The organism is Dechloromonas hankyongensis (assembly GCF_022012295.1).
Taxonomy (GTDB): domain Bacteria; phylum Pseudomonadota; class Gammaproteobacteria; order Burkholderiales; family Rhodocyclaceae; genus Azonexus; species Azonexus hankyongensis.
The window spans coordinates 952,480-968,422 of the sequence record NZ_JAKLTN010000001.1 but is presented as its reverse complement, the minus strand read 5'-3'; the positions used below and the strand labels follow the sequence as shown (position 1 = coordinate 968,422).

Sequence of the window (15,943 nt, the reverse complement as noted above, 5' to 3'; positions counted from 1 at the left end):
CAGCATGATTCACAAAAGATGAAGCAAGTTGGACAACAGCATGCCTCTAGCTTCTCACATGCGTTTCATCTCCCGAAAACTCATCAGGTCTACCTGCCCCCAGCCACAATACCGCCAATACGAGCGGCACATAGGCAACGACCACGAACGTGGGCGACCACTCTGGCCAGTTCAAGCATGCCCAGGCCCAAGGTGCAACCCACAACACGTTAACTATCATCACGAGAAGCGTGACTGAACGGTGCCCCACCTTGTGCGCCCCTTGCCATCGGCGCGATAAGCGTTGATAGGCGTGGCTACTATGCGCTTCGTACCAACGCTCACCACGAGCAAGGCGAGTCAACAAGGTCACGGTTGCGTCGACAACAAACACCTCCGCCCAAACCAGCCAGGCCGCGTAGTTCAGCCAGCCTTTCTGTACGGAAATCAAACCCAGCGCAAAAATCACAAAACCCAACCAAGTGCTGCCTACATCGCCCATAAAAATTCTAGCAGGAGGCCAATTGAGCAGTAGAAAACCCAAAACGGCGGCAGCGACAGAGAGCATGAACAACCAGGCCGGATCAGCCATCGCCTCCGGCTGAACCTCGGCGGCCATGAGAGCACTCAAGAGCAACATAAAAACTGCCTGCACAGCAGCAATACCATCGATACCATCCATGAAATTGAATAAGTTGATCCACCAAACACCGACAAGGAGCAGTAGAGCACTCAATAACCATCCCGCTATCTCAAACTTGATTGAGCTTAAAAAACTCAGTGCCGGCAATTCACCCAAAAGAGCCAAAAATCCGGCGGATACCAAAATTTGTATGCCGAAGCGTGAGCGGACTGAAACCTGATGAATATCGTCTTGCAAGCCTACAGCGGCAAGAAGCGCACCAAGACAAATCACGCCCCACCCAAGCGACCAGCCGTACAGCAACACCAAACCGAAACCCGCTAAACTAGCTGCCATGACAAAGCCGAGGCCACCTCCCGTCGGTGTGGGCTGAACGTGCGAGGAGCGTTGGTTAGGGGCTTGTAGCAAACCAAGCACTTGCGCCTTCCTGCTCACCCAAGCGCCAACACCCCACGCAAATAGCACGCAAAAAAGAAGAGCTGCCTCAAGCACATTCACAACAGAACCTCGTCAAACGGAAAAGCAAAAACCGATTAAAAAATGCACAATCCCCAAAGATCACTTTGATCTTATCGCTTATAAATAATAAAACGCCCGCAACACCTAGCCAAAATCGTCATTTACGTATTGATTGTCTGCTACCAAACCACGAAGCGCACGTTCAACATTTATTTTCGAACGAATTGGCGCCAACATTTCTTAGCCATTACGATCAACAACAAAACGATACAGGGAAGTTGAATCAGCACTTGGTCTCGTATCAATAATCGCGTCTGAGTAACTCCGAAAAATAAATCCCCATCACTTATGCAATCAGCACTCAGAAATGATGGTTTCGTTTGTTTTCAGCGCTTCAACATAGGCACAAGCCAACTCATCAATATGGATAGGCTTGCATCAGCCATTTGCGCCAAATGAAATCGAAAATACCAAATCGCGGATTGTCGTCATGATGGACACCACATTACGGTCTGCATCCGCTCCATAAATTATGCTCTGCCGATACAACATCTCCCCAGTTGCATAACTGTTCATCGAGAAGAGCATTCTTGCATGACTTTGGAATACAGCAAAGTGCCACCAAATCACCGAAGGCGAACTTAACTTCGAAAACTACGCTACCGAACCCGATGCAATGACTCGCTCTACGTCAATGAAGGCAGTACGATCAAAGAGAGGTCTACGCCAACAAAGTAGAGGCTCAGGACAAATTGGCTGGTCGATTCTTCAAATACCAGAGTCGCCGCCCTACGGCACTGTTATCTTCTCGCACAATCCGACAAGCTACATATTCAGCAGATTTGGCCCAGGGAGCAGCGCCCAACAGACCTGGCGGAAGGCACTGACAACCGCCTGGTTTTAAGCTTGATCATATTAGCTTCCCTCTGCAACGACGGTGCTGTGATCGCTATTAGCAACACTCCGCAAAATTGACTCCATTTGCTGGCGCATCGTTACTGCGGAAAAGCGGTTTTGCACGTAAGCCAAGCCACCCGCTTCCATTTTCTTAACTCGAGTTTTATCGCTCAACAAATCAAGGACCAAGTTGCTAAGTTGCTCATCGTTATCGGGCTCAAATATTGCACCAGCACCGGCATCATTGATGATGCGTTCTGCTTCCCCCCGAATTCCGCAGAGAACCGCTTTTCCACACGCCATGTAATCAATCAATTTGGTCGGAATCGCACCATCAAAGAGAGGGATATTCCGCAGCGTGACCAAGCACAAATCAGCTGCATTGATATACAAACGTGCATCATCTTTTGGCACAGGGGGAAGAACGAGAAGATTCTTTAAACCAAGTTCTGATATCCGCCCTTCAGTTTCAATCCGCTTCATGCCGTCGCCAATCAAAACAAAAATAATGTCTTGCCTTGATTGCAAGCGATGCGCTGCACGAAGCGTTACAGATATGTTGTTGGCTTCACCCAAGGCGCCAAAGTACAAAATTATTTTTTTATCCTGCCAGCCAAATTTGTCCCGGATAAACGCCGCGCCCGGGGCGTCAGAATAAAGCTTGTCAAAATCCACGCCACAGGTGACCAGCTCAACCTTGGCTTTGGGCCAGCCTCGTGCGCAGATATCGTCGCGTATTCCTTGGGTCAAAGCCACAATTTTCGCCGACTGGTTGTATAGCACACGCTCCATCCATGCCATGACACCAATGAGTTGCCTATTTTTCAAAATACCCATCTGGATTGCAGATGCTGGCCACAGATCGCGAACCTCCATCACGAAGGGAATACGACGCAGCTTGCATATTAACCAAGCAGGAAACATCGGAAAAATTGGTGGTGAAGATGCCAGCACGACGTCTGGTTTATGGACGGTCAACAATCCAAGCGGGCATGACAAAGAAAAGGAGATAAAGCTTAGCAGACGGCCAAGGTAACTTCGGTGCAATTCCGAATAGGTGTAGGTTCGCACCACGTTCACCTTGCCATCGCATTCACGCCTAATAATGCGCCGATACCAAGGCAAGGTTGGGACATTTCGTTCCATGTAGCCCGTTTCACCGGAGACTACCGTAACATCGTGACCACGTTCGGCAAGAAACTGCGTTAACTCATAAACGAGAGAATGCCCAGGCGCACCGCACCCCTGGTAGTACTGGTAAACAACAACTACTTTCATTGCAATGTCCCGTAAATTTCGACCAGCTTGTTCTCTTCCTGCTCCCAGCAAATAAGCTCACGCGCCACTTTTACTTGGGCTTTCCAAGTAGCAAATCGATGTTCGTCCGAGAAAAAATCATCCACCAATGCCGCCAGCTTTTGGGGGGAGCCGGTGTCGCCCACTAGGCCAATCTGCAGCCCTTCAACCAATCTTCGAACCTCAGGCAAATCCGTTGCCAGAATCGGCAGACCAGCCGCAATAAACTCAAACAACTTGTTCGGCGTGCAGTAGTGATTGTTCAAGCAAGTGGCCTGATAGGGAATCACGCCGGCATCTGCGGCGGCGGTCAGTGCCAGCAATTCGTTTTGTGGCACGGCGGCATGAAAATAGACTCGCCCCTTGAGTTCCTGTTGTCGCGCCAGCTTCTGAAGACTGCACAACAAAAGTCCGTCACCAAGCACAACAAGCACCACGGACGTGTTTTGCACATAGCGCATCGCATCTACCAGCACCTCCAAGTTACGCCCGGCAGATAGCCCCCCCTGCAGCAACAGAATTTTTTTATCAAGCGGCAAGCCAAAGATTTCATGCAGACGACGTGTCATGATCGATGCTTGAGGGGTGCGCTCTGCGTTGTAGATCACCCGGACACCGCTTACGCCATACCGCTGCTCCAGTTCAGTTGCGATCGACTGGTTGACTGTAATCACCACGTCGCAAGCACCGATGTATTTGGCCTCTATCTCGGACCAGCGTCGCTTCTCGCGCTCAGAAAATTCTTGCTCGCTGTAGAGCTCATGGCTGTCATACACCAACTTAGCTCCGCACTCCTTGGCCAGTCGCCCAGCCACAGGCAACATGGGTAAATCATTGGCCACAAACACGCGCGGTGCATACTGCGACGCAGTGCTGTAGAACAGCTTGGAATAAAACGATTCCTGGTCCACCAGATAGCGCCAAGTTAACCGTTTCATCCAGCGCATCAGACGGCCATTCATCGGCAAATGACCACGTATCCAACGATATGCTTCCAGCACCCGGTTTTCCCTACTGATAGGGCCTGCTTTCGAACCGATTCGTACCACGCGTCGATCATCAGTTGCCTGCTCGTCCAGAGGCATGGCGATGATAGTTACCTCCCAACCGGCGGCTTCCAGGCTGTCCGCACTCAATAAAATTCTGCGGTCGATTTGACGATCTGGCGTCAGCATCACAACGGACGGTTTCAAGTTTTTCATGTTATGACGCCACCTTGAGTTCGCCTGTACGCACAACCGCGTGGTACCACGCTTCGATGCGAGCGAGCGCCCCACTCGCCGAGAAGCGAGCAAGAAAATCTGCGCGCAATATTTCCGGCTTATAGCGTCCTGCATGTGCAACCATGTCCTGCATGGCGACCACCAAATCATCCACACTATTCATTGGCACCAACAATCCGTTACGCGCATTCACGATCTCCTCAGGCCCACCACAACGCGTAGCTATCAGTGGTTTTCCAAAAGCCAACGCCTCAATGAAGGCAACGCCGAAGGTTTCTCCCTGGCTTGGCAGGACAAAGGCGTCGCAGGTCTGATAGTGCTCAGGCATCTGGTCACGCGGTATCGCACCCAACCACCGCACCCGCTCAGAGAGCCCCAGATCGTCAGCCAAGTGCTGGAAGAAAGCCATCTCTGGACCATCTCCAACCACTCGCAGAGTGACACCGGAGCTCACTTTAGCCAGTGCTTTCAAAAGCACATCAGTGCCTTTTGCATGGCTGGGACCGCCTACGCTGAGAAATGAAAATCCGCTCCCCGCAGGGCTCCGTTGGTCAGCCAATAGACCAAACTGGTCAGGCAAAAAATTGGGCAGGACCGTTACCTCATTTGCTAGGCCTAGTTCCCTGACACGATGTGCCAAAGACTGACTCACTGCGCTACACAGCGATGCACCCCCATAGGCATCGACCACCAGCGGCATGACTTGCCCGCTGGGCAGACACAACGTTGGCGGAGGAAAAGGGCCTAGGTGTTCTGTCAGACCGACAGCAATGCCGTATGCTTTTCCCAGTGCGACTGCAGCAGCACCACCGGGATAGACAGCTTGGGCATGGATCAGATCGGGCTTGCCAAAGCGTTGAATAAAGTCCTCCAGCGCCAATCTGGCCTGTGAAGCTAGGGCTTTGGCGTTAACAACCCATTTAATCTGCCGCCCGAAGCGAGGAAGGTAAGGCGACCATACTCGGTACTCGTGCAAACCGGACTGCGCCTCTAGGCGCTCCATCCGTGGAATACTCATCCAATCCTTCACAAACCGCGGCATCTCCCAAGGACGCCAAGGCATGCGCGATCGCGCTAGGTCAAACTGGCATATTGCAACAATCCAATCAGGCCGTAGCAAAGCCATTGCATGGGCTTGCTCGACAAAAAAGGTGCCACTCAAAGGCTGCTCAGCGGTTGGGCACCATGAGGGAAGTATAAACACGCGCATCGCTTGCACGGCTCAAGCCAGTTCGAGCGTTTGTAAATCGGCAATACGCCACAGCCCTAGCGATTTATCCCCTGCTAAACCACCAGCCTCGGTGCATTTCTCCGATATCAGCAATGCAGGCTGGGGCAAGTTGAAAGGGGGGAGGGTCAAGTTCAGTGCGCGCCAGCCTGCCGCATCCAGGTCGGCGTTGGGTGTATCCCGCGTGAACGTTGTCGTCAACAGCCACTGGCACTTGCTCTGTCGAATGGTCTCAATGGCTGCCAAGGCATCTTCGAAAGGCAAATGCACCAGGCAGTCGCGACAAAAAACTAGGTCTGCGACTGGTAGAGGGCCGGTAATCAGGTTGACACACTCGAACGCCCGCAACGGGCCACCGAACAGCTGCTGGTTTTTTCGGACCATGTCTTCCACCACATCCGCACCGGTGTAGTAAATGCCTGAAAGGTCCACATTGCGCATCCAGTGGAAGTCCCCGCAAGGAATATCGAGAACACTCTTGACCCCCAGTTCTCTAAAGAGCGCCGGCAGTTTCTGCCGTATGACGCGTGTCTGGAAGCTGGTAGAGCCTGCGCCTGAGAGGGACTCGGTACCGACGAATCCGTTATCACGGTAGATGGCGGAAAAATCCAGACGCGAGCTGACATTTTCCGCTTGGCTGGGTAGGATCGTCCGTAATAAGTGCTTTAACCAAACAGGAAGGCGGCGCCAAGTGCTGCGCAACAAAGGTTTGGCAAACGACGACAAGGCACGACGGCCATCCCCGCTTTGGCCCTGTAGTTTTCGTGCGGCACACCAGGCATCCCATGCCGCGAGAGGCAATCTCTGTTCCAACCGTGCCGCCGCTGCTTCACCCAGTACTGAAAACACGTCAGCATCGTAAACATCGCCCTTGCTAGACCGCACAAGGTCTGAAAGCAATTCCTTATACAAAACACGCAGACAAGACTTCTCCGCACCAGTGAAATGGGCCTGCCTAGTACAGCAAACCAAATTCGCAGCCATGCCCACCATATCTGCATGCTGGCTCAGGGCCAGAACAAAACCATGCAATGCAGCCACGCCGCAGCGCTCATCAAGCCCCCCCAAGTCTGTTAAGGCTTTCCGTGAAACCAACAACGTACTGCAATCAATCGGCAATCCGCAATAAATTTTACGAAACATCGATGCAGGATCGACTGATGGCAAAGTAATGAGTTGACCACCTTCAAGCCGACTATCCACAATGGTGTAGTTACAAAAAACCACAGCCTCCTGCAAGTCAAACTGCACAGCAAACGCTACCTGCATTGCAATCTTGTCTGGGGCGTAGCTAGCACCAGGAAGCAGCAGGCTGATAAAGTCACCCTTGCAGGCCGAAAGACCCACATTCACGGCCTGGGCAATTCCGGTAGCCCCTTGGACTTGAACCGGAATCACTTCCAGCCCATGCCAGGTTTGCGCGCGAGCCAAGTCCATACGCCTTCCGCTCTCATGTGCATCATCGGTGATGGGCACAATGATGGAAACCAATGGCAAATAGCCGGAAGGCAACACCTGCTGCACGCTACCACCTGCCTGTCAAAAGTCGCACGCACTTTCGCACCGTGGCGTACACCAATGCATTGCCTTGCAAGTACGCATTGCACTTACGTCCCATTGGTGAATACAGAACAGTTTCATAACGCCGCATTAACGCACGGTGCAGCGCCCCCCAGTTAATGCGCACGCTCACAACGGGGTCGGGTATCAGGTCAAAGTGTCGGAGCGGCTTGCTGGTAGGGGTTTGTATGCGCTGGCCAGAAATTACCTTGAGCGCTGCATCAGCAGATACGCGCCACGCAATCAACCCATAGCAAGGCTCGTAACCCTTACCCGGCAATTTCGCATTTTCAACATGCGCATCCAGCATGCCGATAAAGGTTCGGAAGTGATACTTGCCTGAGGCGATCACATCGTCATACGCACGCTGAATCATGGCCTCCAGGCTTGGCAAATCTTCAAGCGCAGAAAAAACCTCATCCACATTGCTGAAATCTTTCTTCAATGGAATGAAATGCTCCCATGGCCTAACAACGCCCGAATAGTTGCCTTCAAAAAGAACCAGCCCTGCTCTCAAAGCAATTGCTTCGAAAATTCTGGGAGAGATCTGGTTCATGTGGATCGTCTCATCGCGGCCCTGCAAAAAGCACTCGTGCACAGATTCGAAGTCGGCATCTGGATGCTCTTTAAGAAAAGCTTCAATGGCGGGCTTGGTCGATCCATCAAAGTCAAAAACATTGGAACCGCTCTCTGTGCCCAACACAGCCCTGCAGTTCCCAACAAACTCAGGCCATGCCGCCCCATAAATTCGAGACTCTTCCGTGACATCAATGTTGGCTGGAATGGACCTCTCTGCGCAGATTTGCCTCATGCGCTGCCCGATAAGAAGCTTTTCCTGTGTGAGCCGTCCATAAGCAAACGGAACCGGTCTGCTTCGATATCCCAGTATCCAACCCCGCTCAACAAGAGGCTTGGCGGAGTTCGACAAACTCAAAAGGCTATCCGGTACGTACCCCGTAAGAGCATTGAAAAAGGTAACGCGCCTGAAAGCATCATCACGAAAAACGTCACGCCAGTGGGCCTCTGGCACGCAGGTAACGATGGTGTCTATGCCTAACGCAATCAGCGTTTTTTCGTGCCAAAGAAAGTACTCATATTCGTCTTGAAGAATGGCTATCTTCAAGCCGGAGAAATCTGCAACACGCTCTCTAAAATCCGGCGAAACGGATAGGCAGCGCGCCCAGAAGCAATAATTAAAAATAATGCAGTCGAATGGCTCAAGGTCGAAATCCAGCGGCCCTGAATCCATATCGTAATAATGGATTCGATGCACCGAGTAATCGCCAAACGCCTGCACATAGTCTCTCACCGCATTGGTAAAAGACGGCAGGCGCGAATAACAAAAGAGTACGTTCTTAGACACCGGCACGATCCACAAACTGTTGGTGCCACAACTCAAGGCTCAGCAATGCCCAAAGATTGCGCCCATAGGCACTTTGCGAATCAAGAACCGCATCAATCGACAATCCGTTGCTTAGATAGGGGCGTGTGCGGGCGCTCCGAGAGCCCAGAATGTCGCCTATCAAATCTCTTGCCGGGCCGCCGCGCTTAAGCCACAGGTTCAACGGAACCGGAAAGCCCATCTTGTCTTTGCGGTCACGGATGGCTGAGGGCAAGTGGTTGCCGAACACGGCCTTCAGCAAACGCTTTAGTTCGCCATTGCGGAACTTGATGTCCGCCGGAATGGTGGCGGCAAACTCCACCAAGGGATGATCAAGGAACGGCACGCGGGCTTCCACGCCGTGTGCCATGCTCATGCGGTCTTCTACTTGAAGCAGCGCGGGTAGCAGCGTTTTGAAGTCAAAGTGCGTCATGGAATCAAAGTAAGACTCCTTGCCCACATTGCTGCCCCAAAAAATGCTCTTGAATTCCTCGAAGGTGGCACGTTGATCAATGGCATCAGGCACCAGAATGCTGCCAAAGGTATTGGCCCGGTTGACCAGGCGCCAGTAGCGCTCATCACGCTCACCAAACAGGCCACTCGCCCAAAACTCGCGCAACATGGGTTTGTATTGACGCAGGGTTTCCAGGTTGGGAATAATGGATTCGTAGGACACAACGTAATTACCGTTGTGAAGCGTTCCATCAATAGCGCCCTTGATGCACTGCTCAAAGTAAGCTACCAGGTATCGTGCATAGCCGCCAAAAATTTCATCCCCGCCTTGCCCGCCAAGTACTACCTTGATGTGCTGCCCTACCTGCTTGGAAACCATGTATTGCGGAAAAGACCCAGGGCCTGCCGTTGGCTGATCCAGATGCCAAATGATTTTGGAGATGTGATCTACAAAGTCCTGTTCGCTAATATCTGCCACATGCAGTTGCATGTTTTGCTCATCCGCCAGGGCTTTAGCGTAGTGAGATTCATCAAAATCAAGGCCATCCATAAAGCGGCCGTTAAATGCCTTAAATGGACCATCTGGCCGCACGCCACGTGCCAGAGAAGCCAACAGGCTTGAGTCCACCCCCCCGCTCACATAACTCCCCACCTCCACGTCAGCCCGCATGTGCATGCTCACAGAGTCTTGCAGTAGATCGCGCAGACGCTCGGTAAACCACTGCTCAGTATGATCGAAATCAACCTCGTAATGAACCTCCCAGTAGCGCTGTATCTTGGGCTGCTGATCTGGGGAGACGTAGGCAAAGTGAGCGGTTGGCATTTGCCAAACGCCATCCATCAAAGTCTTTTCACCCAGACAAAACTGAAAGGTGAAGTAATCGGAGAGCGCCGCACTGTTGACGGAACGCCGGTCAAGAAACGGCAGTAAAGCCTTGACCTCGGATGCGAAATAGAAACCTTGGGATGTCTTAGTCCAGTACAGCGGCTTGATACCGAACCGGTCGCGTGCCAAGAAAAGCCGTCGCTCAACAGCATCCCAAATGGCGATGGCAAACATGCCCCGCAACTTGTTCACACAGTCGGAACCCCAGCGATGGAACGCCCGTAACACCACCTCTGTGTCAGAATGGGTGCGAAACTGGCTTTCCCCCAACTCTGCTCGCAACTCGATGTAGTTGAATATCTCACCGTTATAGATAATGGTGTAGCGGCCATCGTCGCTGTGCATCGGCTGCGCGCCCGTTTCCAAATCAATAATGGAGAGGCGCACATGCCCTAGGGCCACCTGGCCACTGTCAGATACCCATTTTCCTGTGCCGTCGGGGCCACGGTGCCGGATGCGGGTCAAGCCGGCATCTAAGTCTGCTGATGACTCATCAATGGCGCGAGACTGGTCTGAAAGAAGACCAAAGATTCCACACATTTGTACTCAACCTCTTTGAATGAGCCGCTTTAACATCGGCTTTAACATCGGCTTCAACACGAGCCTCACCGACTCAGGTAGTTTCCACCATAGATAGATAGCAGTTCTCCTGAGCAAATCTTTTGAGTCCACAGCCCCAACCACAGTATTGATAATCGTGTCCGTAGAGGGCTGGGGCGGATTGGCTCTAATCGGGCTTGTTGTGATTGGCGTTAAAGAGTTATCGACGCGCTTTGAAAAGGAGCCCTTACAACACGCCAACACGCTGGCGGAGCGCTCCAATTCCTTATCAACCATGCCGACAAATGACTTATACGAGTACTTCCCAGAAACGATTACGTCTTTCCATGCGCGATCCGCCATAGCATCAACATAGTCCTCATTCTTTAACAGTCGAACAACATCATCTAAATTGCTACCATCTTTCTTTAATGCGATGAAATGCTCCCCAGGTCGGATCACACCCGAATACTCGCCTTCAAACAAGACCAAGACTGTTCGCGAGGCAATTGCTTCGAAGACTCTCGGTGAAATCTGATTGATGAGACCATCGATTTCCCTTGGCCGAACAATATCTCTATAGACTTCTTCATCTGACGCTCTTGGATTGTCCCTACGGTACCGTTCGATAACTTCGTGTAAGGTTCCATCCCAATCGAACACATTGCTACCACTTTCAGAACCCAGCATAGACCTGCACGACACAACGAAGTCGTACCACTTTGAGCCATAGATGCGAGCTTCCTCACTCCATGCGATGTCGCCATTTACATCAAATTGATCACAGTATTTTTTAACAATTTGACCAATTGCAATTTTTTCAATGCCAAGCTGCCCATAGCGAATTGGCAGGGGTCGCCCCCTGTAGCCCACCATAAGACTTCGCTCAGAGGGCCTTGGCAAATCTTGAGTGGGCGGGAGTTTTTCCGGCACATAGCCAGTTAGATTCGTGACGAAACGTGTATGCGGGAATTCTGCTTTTGGGTAAACGATTTCAATTCCTGCCTCTGGCACTACTGTGAACACTAGATTGATTCCTAGGCTCTGAATCCAATACCAAGTCCTGCGAGGATAGTCGTATTCATCTTGAATGAATAAAAACTTCAATCCGTTAAATGATTTGAGTGCCTTTTCAACTGAAGCTGAGACCTGATCAAACGGCAGCCTGATCGAGAAATGAATACCTACGGCATCAAAATTTTCAAGATCAAGATTGAGTTCCGATACAGGGTCGGAATGGGAATAAAACACCCGATGACTAGAGTAATCTGCGAAGCTGGCAAGGTGTTCGTAGACGGTATTCGTGAACGTTTGGGTTGAGTTGTATAAGAGTAAAACGTTCATGAGCGATTACTTTGTCGCAGTGGCATAGAGATCAAGACCTACAATAGAAGGCCACCTTGTCTTAAGCAGATCCTTGCGAGGGGTAGACCGGAATGGAGATTCCTGGTCAATGTTTTCGACTGAGGCCTTAAAGGAGGTGAATGCACCACAGTAGTCCTTCAACGACCTTTCCGAAATCCAATCAGTGTGGGGCGCTCCACCGCCATTAGAACTTGCATCGTATGCGGCCCGCTGCCGATTAGAGCCATTCCCCACAACACCTCGATATCCAAATGCCTCTTTGACCATGTTCTTAATGGTCAGAAGTGGTGTCATACGGAATCGCCGATAGGAATATGCGTAATAAACCATAAAGATCAACTGCCCACCAGGTTTAAGCAAGTTGTGACATTGCTCAATAGCAAACTTTAGGTTGCCCGTATGGTGAAGACAGCCGATCGCAATTACATAATCAAATGTGACGGCTGGTAATTGCGGCTCCAAAATGCTTCCCAGGATGGCTGAGCCTGGCAAATTGTTTTGGGCTAGGCGCTGATTGACCATGGAAACAGGGCCGTGGGCAATATCCAAACCCGTATAGTTGGCCCCTGACTCCGCCAACCGCTGTGACACTGTTCCATACCCTAGTCCGATTTCAAGAACATTCTTACCTTTCATGGATTCAAATGGGATGTAATCGAAGAGATATGGATAAAAATCAAAATACCAATCGTCAAATTTCTTCAATGACTCGGGAGATGAATCCGTTATCCCGAGAACCTTTGCCAGACCAGATCCACATAGCTCATTCCAGAATTCAGAGTTTTTTCTAGAGATTTCAAATTGAGACATTACCTATCCTTGTTTGAAGTTTTTATACGATCGCGGGCAGTGCCTAGATTGCCGAGTCAAAGGCCCCCTTTGCACGACGAAAAGCACGCAGGCCAAAATAGAATATGACGAAAGAAATCACCGCGACATACCCAAGTCCGACCATATCAGGCATGCGGCTCGCGATGATAATTACTCGATACCCTTCTGAAATATGATAAAGCGGGTTTGCAAGGGTGATCTTTTGAATAATCGCAGGCATCTTTTCAAACGGATAAAAAATCGGCGTCATAAACATGATTGCGGTAAGCAATGTCGGCAGGATTTGAATAACATCTCGGACGAATACAGTAATCGCCGAGAGCCACAAACCTAGTGCCGCTGCGAAGGCAAACTGCAACGCCATTACCAGCGGCAAGAACAAAAGATGCCAGGTGACCGGGTTTCCAGACCAGACCAGCAGTACAAACAGAAAACAAAGACTGACAGCAAGGTTGATCAGCCCGACCAGCGTCCCTGCAATCGGGAGCAGTTCAGTCTTGAACGCCATGTTCTTGACGAGCCCTGAAGCTCCCACCACAGAGTTGGCCGCCCCCGTGATGGACTCGTTTAACGCAATCCAGGGGCCGTAGCCACTAATCAACCAGATCACATAAACCAGCGTCGCTTCCGCACCCGGTAGCCTGATCTTGAAGACAAATCCAAAGACATAGGTGTAAAGCGAAAGCATGAAGAGCGGGTTGGTTATCGCCCAAAAACTCCCCAAGGAGGAACCGAGATACCTATCCCTGACGTTCATTTTGAAAAGGTTGATCATCAACCTGAAATCGTGCCGATTGAATCCAAACAAGATCATCTTCTCCAAGTCTCAGGCCGGCGAGGCGCCAGCCCGCACCGGGTAATAGAGCATCGGTTTGCCGCCAGCGGGCGGGGATAGCGAATACACCTCGAATATCGCCGACGACACCGCACACGCAGAGGTACCCGTCACGGGGCGATCGTGTAATTCGACATCGAGCCTATAAATCGCTGGCGCCAATGGCAACGGCGCGAACTCCAACTCCACGCCGAAAGCTCCGTCACCTTCTCCGAAGGCTCCCGTCTCGAAATCCTGCTGGAACAGCAAGAGATCATCCAGGCGCACGATGCGGATTCGACATATCGCCTCTGAATTTGCCAGCGGGATGGCTCCACGTACTCGAACCTTTAGCGTTTGCACTGCTTCGATTCGGACGGAATGGTCATGTCCGTCTCCCGACAGCATGACAGGAGTGTCTATCTCGTAGCCGCTGACGGCCGAGCGGTTACCGACATGCGCAGCAAAGCGCGCCATCAAAGCCGCCTCATCTTCACCCCTGACTTCGTTTATGTACGCCTTGGTCACCACCTCCGGCGTACCGTCCATAACGACGCGGCCATCCTTGAGGTAGATGCAGCGGTTGCAGATGTCACGCACCGACTGCATCCCGTGCGAGACGAGGATGACGATCTTCCCCTTGGCGCAAATTTCTAGGATTCGGGCGGTCGCCTTGGCGGAGAACGTGGCATCTCCCACCGAAAGTGCCTCGTCGATGATCAGGATTTCCGGGTCGATATGGGTGATCATCGAGAATGCCAGGCGCGCCTTCATTCCCGTCGAGTAGGTGCGGACCGGGTACTCGATGAACTTGCCGAGCTCGGAGAATTCGATCACTTGGTCGATCACGGTATCCACCTCGGCCCGCGATTTACCCTGGATTTCGCCATCAACATAGATGTTTTCGCGGCCAGTCAGATCATCACGCAGGCCGACGCCCAAAGTCATAATCGACGTGACCTTGCCGTTGATCCGGATCTCCCCCGAACTCGGATCGGAAATGCCGGCAATCATGTGTAGCAGGGTGGACTTGCCAGCACCGTTGCGCCCGACAATTCCCAAACGTTCCCCCTCCTTGAGCGTGAGGGTGACCTGATCCACTGCCAGTTTACCGGATGGAAGGCCAGCCTGGGGCGCATGCCCGCCCATGGCATTCATCAGATCGCCCGTCGCCGAGTTACCAGCAGGATATACCTTGGAGACCCCCTCCAAGGCTACGCAGAGATTCATGCAATCCCCTTAGGAATGCGTCGAGCAACGAACGGCAAGCGAACCGCAGTCTGCGCAACGTTGCCGTCGACGGTGAGGCGCAAGCCATTGCCATAAGTCCATGATCGGCAATCGCCGCCGCCGAGCTTGGCATGATTCAGAAAAAGGTTCAGGGAATAGTTCCCGGGCACCAAAGGCAAAGCAGGGATTTCAAGGCTCACACGGTAGGCACCCGACAGTTCGCCAACGCGAACGTAATCGGACAGGATCACGATCTCCCAGCCGATGCCAATGTGCAGCGTTTCGATGGAAATGGCACAGTAGACCGCACCCGGCTCAAGGATTTCAACCGGCAACTCGATGCGCAGTGTCTCGCCCGTTTGCGCCGAAAATGCTTCTGGCAGCATCCCGAAACGCGCTACCGATGCCGACGGCATGGGCAGCTTGAGGTAGGACACCACCGCCTTGTCGCTGGGCCCGACAAATGAAAACGTGCCATCCTCGATCACGCAGGCCGTCTCGCACAGTTTTACGATGGCCGTCCAGTCGTGCGTCACGAGCACACCGGATGCGCCATTCAGCAAACGCTCCCGCATGCGGCGCCAGCACTTGGCCTGGAAGTGCTCGTCGCCGACCGACAACAACTCGTCGATCAGGTAGATCTCATGCTGGTATGCCGTCGCGACCGCGAAGTACAGGCGCGCGGCCATCCCGGACGAATACGAGCGGATTCGCTGATCAAAGGCCTCGCCCAGTTCTGAGAAATCCGCAATATCGTCCAGAACGCCCGTCAAATCGACCGTTTGCACACCCATCAGCCGCAGGTAGCGCACGGCATAATCCCGCCCGGTCAGATTGGGATTGCCCATGCCGCCCAGTTCGAAGAGGCCGGCTACGATACCAAAGACCTCAATGCGGCCGCGCGTAGGCTCATAGACCTGCCCGAGCAAGCGCAACAGCGTACTCTTGCCCGCACCGTTGCGCCCCAGTATCCCGACGATCTTCCCGCGCGCCACCTCCAGCGTGATATCGCGCAAGGCCTCGATCACCGGCCCTCGCCCTGCCCCGTCCGCCCCGAGAAGAATGCGCCAGACACGCAATTCGCGCTGGACGGAGAAGCTCTTCGCAACGCTGGTACAGCGCAACGCAATGTCGTTGGCAACGGCATCCACTTCCAAC

Annotated in this window: 12 protein-coding genes; all 12 read right to left on the bottom strand. The window is 52.3% G+C overall.

From position 1 onward, the window contains the following. Positions 1-46: 46 nt before the first annotated feature. The gene (locus LZ012_RS04655) at positions 47-958 is read right to left on the bottom strand and encodes an MraY family glycosyltransferase (protein ID WP_275708030.1); all 912 of its coding nucleotides are present in this window, start codon (positions 956-958) and stop codon (positions 47-49) included. A gap of 1,038 nt (positions 959-1,996) precedes the next feature. Then, complete coding sequence (locus LZ012_RS04650; RefSeq protein WP_275708028.1) at positions 1,997-3,256, bottom strand: glycosyltransferase family 4 protein; 1,260 nt, start codon at positions 3,254-3,256, stop codon at positions 1,997-1,999. Next, entirely contained in the window at positions 3,253-4,476 is a 1,224-nt protein-coding gene (locus LZ012_RS04645) for a glycosyltransferase (protein WP_275708026.1), read from the bottom strand. Before LZ012_RS04645 ends, LZ012_RS04650 begins: the two co-directional genes overlap by 4 nt. A 1-nt stretch (position 4,477) precedes the next feature. Then, the gene (locus LZ012_RS04640) at positions 4,478-5,515 is read right to left on the bottom strand and encodes a glycosyltransferase (protein ID WP_275708024.1); all 1,038 of its coding nucleotides are present in this window, start codon (positions 5,513-5,515) and stop codon (positions 4,478-4,480) included. A gap of 204 nt (positions 5,516-5,719) precedes the next feature. Then, on the bottom strand, positions 5,720-7,249 hold the full coding sequence (locus LZ012_RS04635; RefSeq protein WP_275708021.1) for a hypothetical protein: 1,530 nt from the start codon (positions 7,247-7,249) through the stop codon (positions 5,720-5,722). A 1-nt stretch (position 7,250) separates the two neighbouring features. Then, entirely contained in the window at positions 7,251-8,648 is a 1,398-nt protein-coding gene (locus tag LZ012_RS04630) for a hypothetical protein (RefSeq protein WP_275708018.1), read from the bottom strand. Next, positions 8,641-10,545 carry an asparagine synthase (glutamine-hydrolyzing) gene (gene asnB / locus LZ012_RS04625; protein ID WP_275708016.1) on the bottom strand — a complete coding sequence of 635 codons (1,905 nt, stop codon included), beginning with the start codon at positions 10,543-10,545 and terminating at the stop codon, positions 8,641-8,643. Before asnB ends, LZ012_RS04630 begins: the two co-directional genes overlap by 8 nt. 6 nt (positions 10,546-10,551) lie before the next feature. Continuing rightward, positions 10,552-11,889: a glycosyltransferase gene (locus LZ012_RS04620; protein ID WP_275708014.1), complete on the bottom strand. Its 1,338-nt coding sequence runs from the start codon at positions 11,887-11,889 to the stop codon at positions 10,552-10,554. Positions 11,890-11,895: 6 nt separating this feature from the next. Beyond that, a complete protein-coding gene (locus LZ012_RS04615) occupies positions 11,896-12,720 on the bottom strand; it encodes a class I SAM-dependent methyltransferase (RefSeq protein WP_275708012.1) in 825 nt (274 codons plus the stop codon). A 43-nt stretch (positions 12,721-12,763) separates the two neighbouring features. Continuing rightward, positions 12,764-13,516, bottom strand: coding sequence for an ABC transporter permease (locus LZ012_RS04610; RefSeq protein WP_275708010.1), 753 nt, complete (start codon positions 13,514-13,516; stop codon positions 12,764-12,766). Between the two features lie 51 nt (positions 13,517-13,567). After that, positions 13,568-14,785 (bottom strand): ABC transporter ATP-binding protein, encoded by a 1,218-nt coding sequence (locus LZ012_RS04605; protein ID WP_275708007.1) that lies wholly within the window; start codon positions 14,783-14,785, stop codon positions 13,568-13,570. After that, complete coding sequence (locus LZ012_RS04600) at positions 14,782-15,936, bottom strand: ABC transporter ATP-binding protein (protein WP_275709627.1); 1,155 nt, start codon at positions 15,934-15,936, stop codon at positions 14,782-14,784. The genes LZ012_RS04605 and LZ012_RS04600 overlap by 4 nt, the downstream gene beginning before the upstream one ends. Positions 15,937-15,943: the final 7 nt, after the last annotated feature.

Coding starts and splice junctions, on each gene's coding strand:
- LZ012_RS04655 (WP_275708030.1), bottom strand. CDS start 958: ATGGCAGCTAGTTTAGCGGGTTTCGGTTTGGTGTTGCTGTACGGCTGG.
- LZ012_RS04650 (WP_275708028.1), bottom strand. CDS start 3,256: ATGAAAGTAGTTGTTGTTTACCAGTACTACCAGGGGTGCGGTGCGCCT.
- LZ012_RS04645 (WP_275708026.1), bottom strand. CDS start 4,476: ATGAAAAACTTGAAACCGTCCGTTGTGATGCTGACGCCAGATCGTCAA.
- LZ012_RS04640 (WP_275708024.1), bottom strand. CDS start 5,515: ATGAGTATTCCACGGATGGAGCGCCTAGAGGCGCAGTCCGGTTTGCAC.
- asnB (WP_275708016.1), bottom strand. CDS start 10,545: ATGTGTGGAATCTTTGGTCTTCTTTCAGACCAGTCTCGCGCCATTGAT.
- LZ012_RS04620 (WP_275708014.1), bottom strand. CDS start 11,889: ATGAACGTTTTACTCTTATACAACTCAACCCAAACGTTCACGAATACC.
- LZ012_RS04615 (WP_275708012.1), bottom strand. CDS start 12,720: ATGTCTCAATTTGAAATCTCTAGAAAAAACTCTGAATTCTGGAATGAG.
- LZ012_RS04610 (WP_275708010.1), bottom strand. CDS start 13,516: ATGATCAACCTTTTCAAAATGAACGTCAGGGATAGGTATCTCGGTTCC.
- LZ012_RS04605 (WP_275708007.1), bottom strand. CDS start 14,785: ATGAATCTCTGCGTAGCCTTGGAGGGGGTCTCCAAGGTATATCCTGCT.